The sequence below is a fragment of the Bradyrhizobium sp. TM233 genome (genome assembly GCF_036247965.1).
Classification (GTDB): domain Bacteria; phylum Pseudomonadota; class Alphaproteobacteria; order Rhizobiales; family Xanthobacteraceae; genus Bradyrhizobium; species Bradyrhizobium ottawaense.
The window spans coordinates 246,745-261,965 of record NZ_BTIG01000001.1 but is presented as its reverse complement, the minus strand read 5'-3'; the positions used below and the strand labels follow the sequence as shown (position 1 = coordinate 261,965).

Below are 15,221 nucleotides of genomic sequence, written 5' to 3'. Positions count from 1 at the left end.
CGACCGCCCAACGAGCTAGAGCCCAACAACAGGAGGAGGAAGACGACCATGACTGCCGTTCAAACCGTATCAGCCAAATCCGGTGCAGCAGGTTCTGCGGTGTTTCCGGATTCGGATAGCCGCAGATACCGCTATTTCGAGCCCCGCAGCAAGCGAGCCACGCACTACGAAGACGTGACCGTCGACGTGCAACCGGATCCGGAGCGATACCTGTTGCAGGACTGGATCATCTCCTTCCCCAACGGCAAGGGTGCATACACCAAGGACAACACGGCGGCCCTCAGCTCGAATTGGCATGCGTTCCGTGCTCCGGACCAGGAGTGGGAGCGCACTCACTACCAGCGCCAGTCCAAGATCGAAGCCATGGTCCAGGCCGTGATCGCCAACGGTCGCAAGTCCGGGGCACCGAAGAGCTTCGACAAGGCCTGGATCAAGATCCTGCAGAACCATCTCGGTGCGTGGAAGCACGCCGAGTTCGGTCTCGGCACGTCGCTGATGCAGGCTCAGCGTTACGGCTACACCCAGATGATCAACAATGCGACGCTGACGAACTCGTCCTACAAGCTTCGCCTTTCACAGGATATTACGCTGTATCTCGCCGAGATCGGAATGGACATTCCGGGTTTCGACGACACGGCCGGCAAGCGCGTCTGGCTGGAAGACAAGGGTTGGCAAGGAACGCGCGAAGCGATCGAGTCGATCATGGGCTCGGCCGACTATCTCGAGCAGTATTTCGCCACCAACATCGTGTTCGAGCCGCTGGTCGGCGAACTGTTTCGCAGCGGCTTCCTGATGCAGGTAGCCTCGTCGAACGGCGACTTCATCACGCCGCCGGTGATTTCGTCCGCCGAAGCGGACTACGAGCGCAATCTCGCGAACACGATCGACCTGATGCACCTTCTGGTGACCGACAATCAGCATGGCGCCCACAACAAGAAGCTGTTCCAGGGGTGGGTGAACAAGCATGTCGCGCTCGCCAACAAGGCGGCCGCCGGCCTGCAGCCGATCTGGTCGCAGCCGCATTCGAAGCCGGTGCAGTACACCGACGCGCGTGCGCAGTCGGTCGAACGCATCAAGAAGATTCTCGGCGAGCTCGGCCTCACCCTTCCCAAGGAGTAAATTGCAATGTCCGTCGTTTCCAGATCTGCGACCAACCAGAATATCTTCCAGAAGATGGGGGACCTTCGTTTCGAGCAGACGATTTCCCATCAGTGCGGCGTCACCATGAATGACAGCGTCGAGGCGCGCGCCATCGCCGAGTTCATGGCGAAGAAGCCGAACGTGACGGTGACCTATCAGCCGGCCCTGATCCGCATCGACGGCGAGGGAAAGCTGACTTTCAAGATGGATGAAATCAGCGAAATCCTCGGGAAGGACATGACGGCCGAGATCTTCGAAGTGAATACCTCGACCCACTACGGACGGATGGTGCGCATCGACGACAACACGGTGACGCTGTTCGGCAACATGGACGAGGTCTTCGAATACATCGAATGAGTCTCCATCGCCTCCCTGACTGGGCGGGGCCGCATCCCCAGCGGCTGTAGCCCCGCCGCTTCTCGATGTGGTCCCGCCCGACCACTGCGCTTCGTTTGATCGACCAGAGCCAACCAGGAATTTCCGGAGAGCATCATGTTCATAACTCCCAGCGGCGAGGAAGTGTTCGTTATCGACGGCCATACCCATTTTTGGGACGGAAGTCCGGCGAATCAGCTCAACGTCCACGGCAAGCAGTTCATCGACTGTTTCTACGCCTACCACACCTCGCTCAGCCCGAAGGACAAGCTCTGGCCGAAGGAGCAGTTCGAGAAATACAGCGCCGACCAGATGTACCACGATCTGTTCGTCGACGGTCCTGACGACATGGCCGTCGTTCAGTCGACCTACCTCACGGAGTTCTACAAGAACGGGTTCAACACCATCGATCGCAACGCCGAGATGGCGAAGAAGTACAAGGACCGCTTCATCGTCAACGGCGCCTTCGATCCGCGCGATGGTGAGAAGGCACTCGAGTACATCCACTACATGAAGGAGACGTTCGGCATCAAGGGTGTCAAGCTCTATACCGCCGAGTGGAAGGGCGACTCGCGTGGGTGGAAGCTCACGGATCCCAACGCCTATCGCTGCCTCGAACTCTGCCAGAAGCTCGGCATCACCAACATCCATGTCCACAAGGGGCCGACGATCATTCCGTTGGACAAGGATGCGTTCGACGTTCACGACGTCGACCATGCCGCGACCGACTTCCAGGGGTTGAACTTCATCATTGAACATTGCGGTCTGCCGCGCCTCGATGATTTTTGCTGGATCGCGGTGCAGGAGACGAACGTCTACGGCGGCCTCGCGGTGGCGCTGCCGTTCATACACGGACGTCCGCGCTATTTCGCCGAAGTGATCAGCGAACTGCTGTTCTGGGTCGGCGAGGACAAGCTGCTTTTCGGCAGCGACTACGCGATCTGGACGCCGCGCTGGCTGGTCGAGAAGTTCTGGAATTTCGAGCTGCCGGAGGATCTGAAGCAGGAGCACGGCGTCGACCTCACCCAGCAGGCAAAGAGGAAGATTCTGGGCCTCAACGCCGCACGTCTCTATGGAGTCGACGTCGAGGCGCAGAAGGCGAAGCTCGGGCAGAAAATCCACGCGACGGCAGCGGAGTAGAGCCGATGAACGCGCTCCATCAGCACGATCGCAGGACCAACGAGGTGTGGGAGCGCCTCGCGCTGGTCACGGATCCCGAGCTGGACGAACCGGTCACCGAGCTTGGATTCGTCGAACGGGTCACAGTCGATCATGTTGATGGAGTCGACATCGTCTTTCGCCTGCCGACTTACTGGTGCTCGGCGAACTTCGCGTTCCTCATGGCCGACGATATGCGTCGGGCGGTGTCCTCGCTGCCTTGGGTTCGCGAGGCCCGCCCGCAGCTTCGTGATCATATGGTCGCCGAGGAGATCAACCGGGGCGTCCGCGAGGGCAGGTCGTTTGGCGAAGCACTCAAGGATTTCGCAAGCGGCGGTTCACTTGACGATCTGCGGGAGAAATTCCGCCGCAAGGCGTTCGAGCGGCGCCAGGAGGTCATGATCCTGGCATTGCGCGGGCTGGGTTATGAGGATCACGCGATCTGCCGCATGAGCCTGGGCGCGTTCGACGCGATCGACTTCGGCTCGGAAGAAGTTGCGCGCCAGAAGCCGCGCTATCGCGAGCTTCTGGTTGGGCGGCGCCTCGCCGCTCTCCCGGCCGACCCCGCCCTCGTTACCTTCGATGGGGCCCCCATCGAGCGCCACGAAATGGCTTCGTATCTGCAGCGCTTGCGAGGCGTGCGCATCAACATGGAGTTCAACAGCTCGTTATGCCGGGGCCTTCTTGCAGTGCGCTATCTCGAGCCGGACGCGGATCGCGCGGAGCAGACGCCAGCTCCGTGCGGAGGTTGCGGCAGTGGCTGCGCCGCGCGGTCTTCCGGATCGACTGCAACGAACAAGCATTCCGCGGCCCTCGCGTGAGGTCGCGCTGATACGCGCGCGATCTGTGGGTGCCGACAACAACGGAGCGGACATCAAGTGCGCCCGTCCTGATGACCGAGAAACGACCACGTGGGAGTGAAACGCAATGCCAAAAGTCTTGCTGCATGACATAGAGGCTCGTCGCGCTCTTGCGCGCGGCGTCCAGAAGCTGGCCGCCGCGATCGAATCGACGCTCGGTCCCAAGGGCATGAACGCGATGGTCGACAGGCCGATCGGCACGCCCATCGTGTCGCGCGACGGCGTTACCATCGCCTCCGAGATCGAATTGCCGGATCGCTTCGAGAACATGGGCGCCCAGGTGGTGCGCGAAGTCTCGATGCAGACCAACGAAGTCGCCGGCGACGGTACGACGACGGCGATGGTGCTGGCGAACGGTCTCATTCAAGGCGGCGTTGCGGCCCTCGAGCGCGGCGCCAAGCCGGTCGATCTCTGCAAGGGGATCGACCGCGCCGTCGAAATCGTGGTCGAGAGCCTGAAGAGTGCGGCAATTCCGGTGTCGGACCGCAAGACGCTACAGGCCGTGGCAACGATTGCGTCGACCGACTCCCATCTCGGCGGTCTGATCGCGGAGGCGGTGGAGCGCGTCGGCAAGGACGGCATCATCAGTTCGGAATACGGACTGACGACGAACACGACGCTCGAGGTGGTTGAAGGCATGTCGTTCGATCGCGGCTACATTTCCCACCACATGGTGACGGATGTCGAGAAGATGGAGGTGGTGCTGGATCAGCCCTACATTCTCCTGACCGATCTGAAGATCAAGACGCCGGGCGAGCTGGCGGCGCTGCGCGCGAGGGTCGCGGAGACCGGGAAACCGCTCGTCATCGTTGCCGAAGAGATCGCCCCGGAAGTGGTCGTAACGCTGCTCGGCGAAGGCAACCGCGGCAAGGTTCTGGTGGTCAATCCGCCCGACTACGGCCACTGGCGCAAGGCCATGATGGATGACCTCGCCATCATCACCGGAGGGCGGGTCATCGCCCGCGAACTCGGGGGCACGCTGGAAGAGGCCGGCCTTGCCGACCTCGGCACTGCGCGGCAGGTTCGGGCCAGTGCGCGCGAAACGGTGATCATCCGGGGCGGCGGGGACGATGCGGCGATCGCCGCGCGCCGACAGCAGGTGGCCAAGCAGCACGATCTGGCGCCGCCGAACATCGAGCAGGACAAGCTCAAGGAACGCCTGGCCAAGCTCTCGGGCGGGACCGCGGTGATCTTTGCGGGCGGCGTCACGCCGGTCGAGCAGAAGCGCACGATCCAGTTGATCGACGATGCGCTCAACGCGGCGCGGGCTGCGGCCGAGGAGGGCATCGTGCCGGGGGGCGGGACAGCATTGGCGCAGTGCGCGCCGGTGGTGGCGCGCACGCTCGGCAATATCAATGGAGACCTCGGTGAAGGCATCAAGCTGGTGCGCGAAACCCTGTCGCGTCCCGCCGCTTTCATTGCCCGAAATGCCGGCCATGATGCGGCGAAGGTTGTGGCCGAGCTGCAGAGCTCGCGGGCCGGGGTCGGGTTCGACGCTGCAAACGGCGTGTTCATCGACATGGTATCTGCCGGCATCGTCGACCCGGTCAGGGTGACGTATACCGCGCTTCGAAATGCCGCTTCCGTGGCCACGCTGGTGCTGACGACCAACACGCTGGTTGCCGATGTGCCGGAGTATGTTGATCCGACGCAGGGAGCTGCGCTGGGCGGCGGGGCAGAAAAGCTTGGGCGGGCCTGAAGCACATGAACGCGGTTCGCGTGCCGCCAAGGCGACAATGGCCGACGTGACGCGCCAAATGCGGCGATGGCTTGACCGTCACGATCGAATGATTGGCCGGTGACAACGATCTGGAAACAGCTACAATCTTGCAAGCTTCGGCGTGAGCCCGAAGGAGGCAAATCATAAGCCTCCGCGGTCATTCGACAAACCGGGGCAGGAGGAAACGGGACATGGCCTACATCATCTCCAAGCGCGACGGTCCGCACCGCGAAGAGCTCAAGGCGAAGGACTTCCTTCAGAAGAACCGCACGACGATCAATTCGCTCGCCAATCATCTGACGCTCGGCCGCTGGCAGGAGTTGCGCAATCCGGCGCCTCCCTCTGAGCCCCAGCCGTCGGGCAAGCTCTGGTCCACGCCTCGGGCTCGCCCGAAGGAGATCGAGCCCTATGTGCGGATCAGCTATAACGGCCGCGTTGTGATTGCCGATCTCGCCTCGGGGCGGCAACTCCATTTTGTCGGCGAATTGCGCGGCGGCGGGCAATCGCGGCACTTCGCTCTGGCGACGCGAGAGAATGGAATCTTCGAGCCGCTCGATGACGAACTGCACAAGGTTCTGATGGACCTCGAGGGAGTGAGAGTGCCCGATGAGGCGTCGGAAGCGCGCCTGGAGCGGATCATCTCGGGCCGTCTCGGTTTGGACGCGATCGCCAGAACGGTCGAATGACCTGCGTAAGCCGAGCCGGTGAGAGCACGATCTCATTGGCCCGGCTGATGTCGTTTCTGCCGATCAAGCTGCTGTTTGCCAATATAGGTTTGGTGCTCCAATGCTGACGGAAACCTTCATGGCTAAGCCGCCGTTTTCCCTGGAAGGCTACAAAATGCCGGAGGCCGCGGATGCGGAGCAGGGACGGCCGTACGATGAACGTGAGACCAACAAGGCGTGGGAAAACTTCCTGACGTTCGGAGATGCAAAGCGCGAGAGCGCTCTGGTGCGAGGCGTCATCGAAGAATCATGGCAGCGCAGCGTCAAGTCGGGAGTGAATGCTCATTGCAAGGGCAGCAGCTTCGTGACCTCGCCGGACGATCTCTATGAGCTGCGCCTGAAGAACGATGATCTGCTAGGCTCCAGCGCCCAGACTTTCCGCCGCGTTGCGGAAGTACTCGGCGATGCGGCCACCATGCTGGTCATCACCGACAGGAATGGCGTCGTGCTTGATGTCGGGGGCGATCAGAGGACGATCGATGCCGGGCACGATATTCGGCTCGAAGTCGGCGCCGCCTGGGGAGAGACGGTGACCGGCACCAACGGCATTGGCACGGCGCTCGTCACGGGAAAACCGGTTCATGTCCACGCCGCGGAGCATTTTTCCGAGGGCATCAAAGCCTGGACCTGCGTCGGTAGCCCCATTCGTAGCCCGATCGACGGCAGCATCATAGGCATCATCGATTTTTCGGGACCCCAGGCGATCTTTCATCGGCACAATGTCGCGCTGGCCGTGATTGCGGCCAACCACATCGAGCTCGCACTCTCGGAAAAGATCCGGCTCGAAAGAATACGCCTGCTCGAGGCAGGCATTTCTCAAATGCCGGGGATGGGCAGCACTGACGGCGTAGTGATCCTGGATCGCTTCGGTCGGGTCGTCCATCACAACGACATGGCGTCGGCTCGCTGGCGACGGATCGCGCAGTCTCGTGAGTTGAGCATTGGGTCACAGATTCTTCCAAGCCGCGAAGGTCTGTTGGGCAAGGACTTGGCCGAGGGGTTGCCCGAGGAGCTGCGCGAACAGCGGATCGAGCCGCTGGTCGTCGACGGGGTGGTGAAGGGCGCGATGCTCGTGCTCGCTTCGAAGCCGCGGACACATCCTGCTGCATCCGAGATGTCGCCGACGGCCCGCACAGCCCTGATGTCGGCAAAGGAAGCGATCGTCGGATGCAGCGAGGCGTTGCTGGACGTGGTGCAGAAAGTCGAGCGGGCGGCCCTCGGCCGAACCGCGATTCTGCTCGAGGGCGAGACGGGCGTCGGCAAGGAACTGTTCGCCCGCCTGGTTCATGCCGCCAGTCTGAAGTCGGGCAAGGAGCCGTTCGTTGCCTTCAATTGCGGTGCGGTTTCCAAAGAGCTGCTCGGCGGCGAATTGTTCGGGCATGCGCCGGGCGCCTATACCGGCGCTACGCGCGAGGGAAGGCCCGGGCGGTTCGAATTTGCCAATGGCGGCGTGCTCAGCCTTGACGAGATCGGCGAGATGCCGATGGACCTGCAACCTTACCTGCTCCGCGTATTGGAAGAGCGCGCGGTCTACAGGCTCGGTGACAGCAAGGCGCGCTCGGTGGACGTGCGGCTTGTGGCGTCAACCAATCGAAATCTGAAGCAGGAAGTGGCCGAGGGGCGCTTCCGCAAGGATCTGTACTTCCGGATCGGCGTCGTCAAGTTCACCATCCCGCCGCTCCGCGAGCGGCTGGGCGATGTCGAGATCCTGATCGACCACTTCAACGGACAATTCGCGACGATCTACAGCACCCAGCCGCTGCGCTTCGAGGCGGCCACGATGGAATTGCTGCGTCGCTATTCCTGGCCGGGAAACATTCGCGAGCTGCGCAATCTGATCGAAAACCTCGTGCTGATGACGATCACCGGCATCGTCACTCCCAGGGACTTGCCGGAGGATTTCGTGGAGGTGGCGCCGGCTCAACCTCCCTCGATCTCCGTGCGGTCGGACAATAGCGCGACGGGATCGGAGAGTGACGAGATCGCGCGCTTTGACGAGATGGAGCGTCGTGCCATCGAGAGGGCCGTCGCAAACGCCGGCGGCAATATTGCCGCTGCCGCGGAAAAGCTGGGGCTTTCGCGCGCCACGCTGTACCGCAAACTGCACCAATACCGTTCCCGGACCTAGCGATCGGGGGCTGGCATGGCGGCTGTCTGGGATGAACAAAAGGGCGGGGAAGGGCCGGTCGCTGCGGCGACGCTGGCCTCGCAGATCCTTGCGCGCGCCGACCGCGACGTCACCTTCGTGGTGCACCTGGTCGGCGAAAGCCAGGATTTGCTGGTGCGACACTTCATCATGTTTATCGAAGCCGAACTCGCAAAGCGCGGCATGAGCTACGGCGTGCATCCGCTGCTGCGACCCTTCATCGAAACGCATGCACGCGAGCTGTCGGATTTCGTATTGCAGGGTATCGGCTTGCGGCATCAGTTCGGCCTCCAGACCATCGAGACGATGGCGGGCGATCCGGCACGGTTGCTGAGAGTCGATTTGTGGGACTCGCTGCAATCTCACGTCAATGACGCGCAGCAACACTTCGTATCCGATGCCCGGGGCCTCCAGCGGATCCTGGATCAAATCGAGCCGAGCGCATGAATGTCGATCCGGAAATCCTTGTCGAAATGCTGAAGGAGCGGTTGTTCGTCGTTCAGCAGATATCGGCCGCTCAATCGTGGAGCCTTCTGAACCGTCAGCTTGCTGGTGGAGCAGAATTCGAGATTCAGAGGATTGAGCAGGAGATTGCGGCGACAGGCGGTTCGCATGCGTTCGCCTACGCGATCGAGGAAGCGCACGAGCGCTTGAAAGAAGCAAAGGCCGGAATGGCAACATGCGACGCCCAATGCGCCGCACTGGAACGACGCCTTGAAGAACTCGACAGGTGTATTGCGACCGGCAGGTGAGATGACCGATGGACACGATGGAAGCCGAAACCGCTACGCTCTATGAACTGCTTGGTCGGCATTGGACCATGGGGGCGCCCGTTACCAACGTGGCGTTCGACGCTGCGGGAGAGGCAGTGGCGTTCGCGCTTGCCGACGGCTCTCTGGCCATCGCTCCGCTGGCCGACAGCGAACCGCCGAAGGATCGCTATCGTATGGCCTTGGACGGCGGCCGATCGACGATCTCCCCGCGGCGGAAGCCGGTCCCGCCGTTGACGAAAGTCGTCATCAGCGATGCTTCGCTTCATCTCGCCTCGATCGAGCCTGAGGGCTTCATCGCAAGCGATGGCAGCCAGCTATTGCATGTGTCGGCATCCGGCGTCACCCGACAAGCCGCGAAGTTCGGGGCCCCGATCGATCTCGTCGCCCCGGTGCACGCCGGCGGTGTTCTGGCCGCTTCTGGCGGGTCGGTCATATACTGCGATTCCAACGGCGAGGTCGGATGGCTTCAGGAGCGTGCGGGAGGGCGTTCATCCGCGATGGCCGTCTCGCCAGACGGCCGGAGCTTCGCGACAGGAGCTGACGGTTGCCTGCTTGTGCGTGCCTTCGGACCACGGCCTGAGCCCACGATCTCAATGACCTTGGGCTCAATCTCGAGCTTGTCGTGGAGTCCCGACGGAAGCTGGTTGGCGATGTCCGTCGCAGAAGCCGGCATCGTGTTGCTGCGCCTTTCCGACGCGCGGGCCGTTCGGATTCCAAGCTATCCCGCAAGCGTCGGGTCTCTTTCGTGGAGCGCGGACTCCCGCGTTCTTGTGACGAGCGGGGCCTACCGCATCATCGCGTGGGACGTTTCCAGTCTCGACGACGGTCGCGAACAGCCGACGAGCCTGGGCACCGGCCGCGGCGGATTCGTCCTCGTCGAGGCGGTGGATATGCATCCGGGACGCCCGTTGGTCGCGGCGGGATACACCGACGGCAGGGTCGTAATCGCCAGGCTTGGCGAACCTGACGAGCTGGTCGTCAAACCGCCGGGCCAGAGCGCGGTGCAAACCGTCCGCTGGTCCGACGACGGCCAGTACCTTGTCGTCGGAACACACGGCGGCGAGGCGGCGATCGTGACGTTTCCGCCGCAAATCTTCAAATAACGGCGAGCTGGGCGACGAGCCTTGCCGCGAGCTCCAGGAGAGAATGCATGACAGTCACTGAAGCGTCGAATGAAGCCGCAAGCAAGGATCAGTTCTTCAAGGAGCTGGCGGAGCTCTCCGAGCGCATGATTGCCGCGCACGGAAAAGAGTTCTCGATGGGCGCCTTGGTGCTGGCGGCGAGGTTCATCGCCGAAAACAAGCCGTTCGAGCGGAGTGCAACAACACAGTGACGTGTCGTCTAACTGCACGCGAAATCTGAGCGAAGGGTCAAGGGGGCAATATATCGAAGCGACTTATTCGGGACAATGAGCTCGTCCACAATGCATCGCGCGGCAGCGGAGCCAGCTTGTCGGGATCGATGCACTCGAACGTGGGCCGGGGGCCGACATAGCGCTTCGACTGAATGGCCCAATCGATGAACGTGTAGAGGCCGCCCCATATGCCCGTCTCACCCATGTCGAAGCGGTGGGGCGATTGTATCCGGCCGGAATCAAGTGCCTCAGAGACGCACCCCGGTCGTAGCAAACGCTTGGGCGACGGGCTCCTGGACCCGATTCAAGACCACCATTCCCGCTATCGCGATCACCATGGCCGCGACGCAGCCAAGAAGAAAAGCCTTCATCCGCAGCCTCCTTCGATCGAACCGTCGAGGTGTTTATACGACATGGCTTGCCGCGAGCAAACTCGTTGATCGCACCGAGACACAAGCGATCTTATGGGCTCTTGAAGATGGGATCGACGGAAAATCCATCGCCCATCAAGCCCAGGGACCGAAGCGCCGCGCTATTCACGTCGACTTCCAATATCGCAAAAAGAAGCGCAAGCACGATGGCAACGAGGATCAGGAAGGGCGAGGCTTCTCGGGAAATGGGATCTTGCGGCCCATCAAGCGCGCGCAGAGCGCGAAGCCGCGCCATCATCCGCAGAAATGGCCGCGTTGGCCCCTGCATGTCAGTCGTCCTTGACGTGACCAGCCAGAGACTAGTCTTCGGACCACCGGCGTTCAAGCGGAGGATGCGCGAAGTCGGGTTATTGCATTGCACGCTCCGGAACGGAAGGCAGCGTTGCCCGGTTTAGTACACGCACCGGAGGATCCGACGTGAAATTGCCAACAACGATCTTGTGCTTCGCGGCACTCTGCTTCTTCCAGAGCGCCTCCGCCCAACCCGCGCAAACCAACTCATCTGCGGCACCAACCCCTCCCGAGGAGAAGGGCCAACTACAGCCGCAAGGCTGGACGGGCCCGATCAATACAGGTTCGGGTGGCGCGCCCGCCGAAAGCCCCCAAGGCCAGAGTCCGCCTGGAATGCAGGCCGCGCCTCAAGGATCGTCCAAGACCACGACGGCACCAGCCAAATAGATCGGTTCGGATATTCATCTCCGTCGGCTCTTCTGGCAATCTTGAGAGCGTGAACGTGACGCGGCGAGGGTCAATGAGACTACCTTTTCGCGTGGGGAGCGCCGCAGCCTTGTGGGCCCTCTTTGCCGTATCATCCGTGCAAGCCGACATGGCTGGACACGGCGGCCCCGTTCGGGCGCTGGCCATCTCCCCCGATGGGGACGGTCTTTTGTCGGGCAGCTTCGACACAGCAGCCATTCGCTGGTCGCTGAAGACTGATACGGCAGAGCAAGTGCTGCGGTATCATGCTGATGCCGTCAACGCGGTCGCCTTTCTGAAGGACGGGGCCGTGGTCACGGCCGGTGCCGATGCGCGAATTGCGGTCTGGACGGCAGGCCGCCAGCAGCCGGACCGGGTATTCGAGGGACATGTCGGTCCGATTGCCGCGCTCGCGGTCTCTCCGGAGGGGACGCTTCTCGCGTCGGCTTCATGGGATCGGACGGTGCGGCTCTGGTCGCGGTCGGACGGCGCATCGCGCGTGCTCGAAGGGCATTCGCAGAACGTCAACGGCGTCGCTTTCACGCCGGACGGCGGGGCGATTGTCAGCGTCGGTTATGATCTTACGTTGCGCATCTGGCGTTTGCCGGATGGCAAGCCCGACGTTGTGACGTTGCCGGCGCCGCTCAACGCCGTGGCCGTGGCGCCGGATGGTGAAATCGTCACAGGCGCAGTCGATGGCATGCTGCGGATGCTGACCACTGACGGCAAGGTCAGCGGCGAGGTCGCGGCCAGTCCTGCACCGGTGGTGGCCTTGACGATGTCGGCGGACGGCAGGCTGATTGCCGCGGCCAGCATCGGCGGCACGGTGGCGATCATCGATCGCAAGTCGCGCAGCCTGCTGCGAACGCTGGTCGGGCCGGGGGCCCCGGTGTGGTCGGTCGCCTTCCTGCCGGACGGCGAGACGCTGATGACGGGAGGCGCGGACGGCAGGATCAGGCGCTGGAACGCGCGCACCGGTGATCCCATGGGTTCGAACCATGTGGGAACGCCGGCCGATCCGCTCGTCGCCTATGCGGGCGATCAGGGCGCGGATGTATTTCGGGCGTGCGTTGCCTGTCACACGCTGTCGGACAAGGAGGCGCAGCGCGCGGGCCCGACGCTTGCGGGACTATACGGCCGCAAGATCGCATCGCTCCCGGGCTATCGCTTCTCCGAGGCGCTGAAGACCATGGACATCGTCTGGTCGCCGGAGACGGTCGCAAAGCTGTTCGAGGTTGGACCGAACGCCTACACCCCCGGCACCAAGATGCCGGAGCAGCGCATCGGTTCGGCCGAGGACCGCCGCGCGCTGACCGACTTCCTTGGCCGTGCGACGTCGCGATAGCGACCTCAGATCGAGTCCCAATTGTCCACCGGGAGATCCCTCATCTCCGGATGCAGCTTGAGGATCTGAATGACGTCGATGTTGGGGTGCTCCTTTAGAGCTTCCGCAACGCAGTGATTGACGTATTTCCGGCGCGACAGCCACGCGACCTTCTTACCCTTGGCTTCGGCCTTGCAAGCGGCGATCGCCTGCTTCACGGCGGTCTTCTGCGCCTTGGTGAGGGGAGGAGCGGCAGCTTCGGCAACTCCGCCGGCGAGAGCGATGGAGATCATGCACGTCGACAGAGCTGTGATCAAACGAGACATGGTGATGCTTCCTTGGTGATGCTTCCTTGGTTTCCGACCCTGCGAAGATGTCCGTTAGTTTCGTCTAGTCCGTGCCATCGCGCTGGCGCAGATAGTCATCCGTCGTCCGCGGCGGCGTTCGTTCGGAAGCGCCCTTGAACGGATCGAATTGCTGTTCACTCATGACGATGACGCGGCAGTCTGCGCACATTCTGAGTGCCTCGAGCCGCTTGTCGCCGGCCGGATACATCCAGTGCCGTCCCTCGAGCTTGGCCGCTATGCGGTCGATCGTGCTTTTGACGCCGAAGGCGGTGCCGCAGCGGACACAGAGCGCGGGCTCCTCCTCCTTGATAATCGCGGCGGGAGCGCGGGCCGCCCGGAAATCGATCTGCGGCTTGAGGCTGATGACGCCTTCCGGACAGGTGCTCTGGCACAGGCCGCATTGCACGCAGGCATCCTCGACGAACTTCAGCACGGGCCGCTCGGGATCGTCGCGCAGCGCGCCGGTCGGGCACGCCGAGACGCAAGAGAGGCACAGCGTACATCCGCTGGTATCAACGCTGATTGCGCCGATCGGCGCACCGGGCGGCAGGGCAATCACGTCGACCGGCTTCGGCGCCAGGCGGTGCAGCTCGCTCAGGGCGAACCGCAAAAGGTCGCGCCGCTTGCCGACGGTCCTGAAGGTCGCGGGCGTCGCGACCGCTGCGAGCGCGCCGATACCTGCCAAATGCTCGCCGAGGGCATCGGGATCATCCGTTTCGATGGTGGCGAGGCGGCGGCCCTCGAAGCCGAGGCCGCCAACGATCGCTTCGGCCATGCCGATCGTCTGCGTCAGTCCGGTTACGTCATGGCGTGGTCTTGCGCGCAGCAGGAACCGTACCGCCGATGCGCCATAGGCAAAGGCGCCGACGATCGCCTCCAGCCCGAGTTGCGTGAGTTCGTTGACGGCAAAGGGAAGCACGTTCGCCGGCAAACCGTCGCCATGACGCGCCAGGGCCTCGATCAACGGTGTGCCGTGCGGGCTGTCATGAAAGAGCAGAACTGCATTCGTGCCTCCGGCCTTGTGGTACGTGAGCAGCATGGCTCGAATTCTCTGTAGCTGCGTATCGGCGGGCGGAAGCGCATAGGATGCCGCGCCGGTCGGGCAGGCGGCGGCGCATTGGCCGCAGCCCGCGCAGACGTTCGGATCGATTTCGACGTGATTGCCGACGGGCGTGATCGCCCCGGTCGGGCAGAGATCGAGGCAGCGATGGCATCCCGTGCGGTTCGAGCGCGAATGGGCGCAAAGACCGGGCGTAACGTCGACATATCTCGGCTTGTCGAAGCTGCCGACGAGATCACGCGCGGTCAGCACGGCGCGAAGCACCGCGGCGGGATCGTTCGGATCTGCGCGAAGATAGCCGTCGCGTAACTCATGTGCAGGAAACAGCGGCATTCCGCCGGAAAGGTCGAGCACGATGTCGCAGCGCGAGGTGACCCCGCTTCTCGGCGCGTCCAGCACGAAGCGATCGCGCGAAGAGGGGCGGGGACGCGCATAATCGTCGATCGCAAGCTCGAAGGCGCCGAAATGTCCCTTCGCGGAGCGGATCGTCCCCTTCACGATCGGGAAGGCCGTTGCGACGGGTGGCACCATCTCATCGAGTTGCTTCAGCATCACCGTGACGTCGAGGTGATCCGCAAGCAGGCGGCCTGCCTCGATCGCGGCCTCATCGCGCCCGTAGACCAGGACCACGCCCTCGCTCGACAAGGTGACGAGCGGATAGTCCGGGGCCGGGATGGAGGCGGACGCGAGCAGGGCGGCCATTTTCGCACCGGCCCGTACGCCGTCTCGCGACCATCCGGCCGTTTCGCGAATGTTGACGAAGCTGATCGCATCAGGCCGTTCGCCGGCCTCCTCAGCAAACTGCGCCGCCTGCTGCGTGCAAGCCACCGTCAGCGCGCCGCCAGCGGCGGCCGCCGTGCGGAAGTGATCGAGCTCGGCGCCGCAGAGATGGCGAAAGCCCTTGATCTCGCTGTTGGGGCATCCTCGCCGGATCGTGGCCACGTCGAGACGCATCGTGTCTTCGCACGAGCAGATCAGGACGGTCTTCGATGGCTGTTCCAGGTTGACCCCTCCGCCATTCGGGCGCCGACGACGGACTCGCGCCGGCCCCTCGCCTCGTATAGACATTATCCATCGGGAAGAAAAGGAAAGCGGAGGACGGCCTGCCGTCG

Annotated in this window: 15 protein-coding genes; 13 read left to right on the top strand and 2 right to left on the bottom strand. The window is 62.9% G+C overall.

Features of this window, described 5'->3' with window-relative positions; genetic code table 11:
* The first annotated feature begins 48 nt into the window (after positions 1 to 48).
* The 13 genes from AABA86_RS01250 (at position 49) to AABA86_RS01190 (ending at position 12,723) form a co-directional block, all read left to right on the top strand.
* The gene (locus tag AABA86_RS01250; protein WP_338305480.1) at positions 49 to 1,119 is read left to right on the top strand and encodes an aromatic/alkene monooxygenase hydroxylase subunit beta; all 1,071 of its coding nucleotides are present in this window, start codon (positions 49 to 51) and stop codon (positions 1,117 to 1,119) included.
* 6 nt (positions 1,120 to 1,125) lie between these two features.
* A complete protein-coding gene (locus AABA86_RS01245; protein WP_212248840.1) occupies positions 1,126 to 1,497 on the top strand; it encodes an MmoB/DmpM family protein in 372 nt (123 codons plus the stop codon).
* A gap of 135 nt (positions 1,498 to 1,632) precedes the next feature.
* Positions 1,633 to 2,655 carry an amidohydrolase family protein gene (locus AABA86_RS01240; RefSeq protein ID WP_338305478.1) on the top strand — a complete coding sequence of 341 codons (1,023 nt, stop codon included), beginning with the start codon at positions 1,633 to 1,635 and terminating at the stop codon, positions 2,653 to 2,655.
* A 5-nt stretch (positions 2,656 to 2,660) separates the two neighbouring features.
* Positions 2,661 to 3,494, top strand: a complete 834-nt coding sequence (locus AABA86_RS01235; RefSeq protein WP_338305476.1) for an iron-sulfur cluster assembly protein — start codon at positions 2,661 to 2,663, stop codon at positions 3,492 to 3,494.
* Positions 3,495 to 3,600: 106 nt separating this feature from the next.
* Positions 3,601 to 5,232, top strand: coding sequence for a molecular chaperone GroEL (locus AABA86_RS01230; RefSeq protein WP_338305475.1), 1,632 nt, complete (start codon positions 3,601 to 3,603; stop codon positions 5,230 to 5,232).
* Positions 5,233 to 5,444: 212 nt separating this feature from the next.
* Positions 5,445 to 5,939: a hypothetical protein gene (locus AABA86_RS01225; protein WP_338305474.1), complete on the top strand. Its 495-nt coding sequence runs from the start codon at positions 5,445 to 5,447 to the stop codon at positions 5,937 to 5,939.
* Between the two features lie 100 nt (positions 5,940 to 6,039).
* Positions 6,040 to 8,106 carry a sigma-54-dependent Fis family transcriptional regulator gene (locus AABA86_RS01220; protein ID WP_338305473.1) on the top strand — a complete coding sequence of 689 codons (2,067 nt, stop codon included), beginning with the start codon at positions 6,040 to 6,042 and terminating at the stop codon, positions 8,104 to 8,106.
* Between the two features lie 15 nt (positions 8,107 to 8,121).
* Complete coding sequence (locus AABA86_RS01215) at positions 8,122 to 8,571, top strand: hypothetical protein (RefSeq protein ID WP_338305472.1); 450 nt, start codon at positions 8,122 to 8,124, stop codon at positions 8,569 to 8,571.
* The gene (locus tag AABA86_RS01210) at positions 8,568 to 8,876 is read left to right on the top strand and encodes a hypothetical protein (protein WP_338305471.1); all 309 of its coding nucleotides are present in this window, start codon (positions 8,568 to 8,570) and stop codon (positions 8,874 to 8,876) included. Before AABA86_RS01215 ends, AABA86_RS01210 begins: the two co-directional genes overlap by 4 nt.
* Positions 8,877 to 8,884: 8 nt before the next feature.
* On the top strand, positions 8,885 to 10,000 hold the full coding sequence (locus AABA86_RS01205; protein ID WP_338305470.1) for a WD40 repeat domain-containing protein: 1,116 nt from the start codon (positions 8,885 to 8,887) through the stop codon (positions 9,998 to 10,000).
* Between the two features lie 47 nt (positions 10,001 to 10,047).
* Positions 10,048 to 10,230, top strand: coding sequence for a hypothetical protein (locus AABA86_RS01200; protein ID WP_212248849.1), 183 nt, complete (start codon positions 10,048 to 10,050; stop codon positions 10,228 to 10,230).
* A gap of 357 nt (positions 10,231 to 10,587) precedes the next feature.
* Positions 10,588 to 10,965 carry a hypothetical protein gene (locus AABA86_RS01195; protein ID WP_338305469.1) on the top strand — a complete coding sequence of 126 codons (378 nt, stop codon included), beginning with the start codon at positions 10,588 to 10,590 and terminating at the stop codon, positions 10,963 to 10,965.
* Positions 10,966 to 11,433: 468 nt separating this feature from the next.
* Complete coding sequence (locus AABA86_RS01190) at positions 11,434 to 12,723, top strand: c-type cytochrome (RefSeq protein WP_338306131.1); 1,290 nt, start codon at positions 11,434 to 11,436, stop codon at positions 12,721 to 12,723.
* A gap of 5 nt (positions 12,724 to 12,728) precedes the next feature.
* On the opposite strand, the gene AABA86_RS01185 is transcribed toward AABA86_RS01190, so the two are convergent.
* Both AABA86_RS01185 and AABA86_RS01180 read right to left on the bottom strand, forming a co-directional pair.
* Positions 12,729 to 13,028 (bottom strand): hypothetical protein, encoded by a 300-nt coding sequence (locus tag AABA86_RS01185; protein WP_338305468.1) that lies wholly within the window; start codon positions 13,026 to 13,028, stop codon positions 12,729 to 12,731.
* A 64-nt stretch (positions 13,029 to 13,092) separates the two neighbouring features.
* Positions 13,093 to 15,063: a 4Fe-4S binding protein gene (locus AABA86_RS01180; protein WP_338305467.1), complete on the bottom strand. Its 1,971-nt coding sequence runs from the start codon at positions 15,061 to 15,063 to the stop codon at positions 13,093 to 13,095.
* Positions 15,064 to 15,221 lie beyond the last annotated feature (158 nt).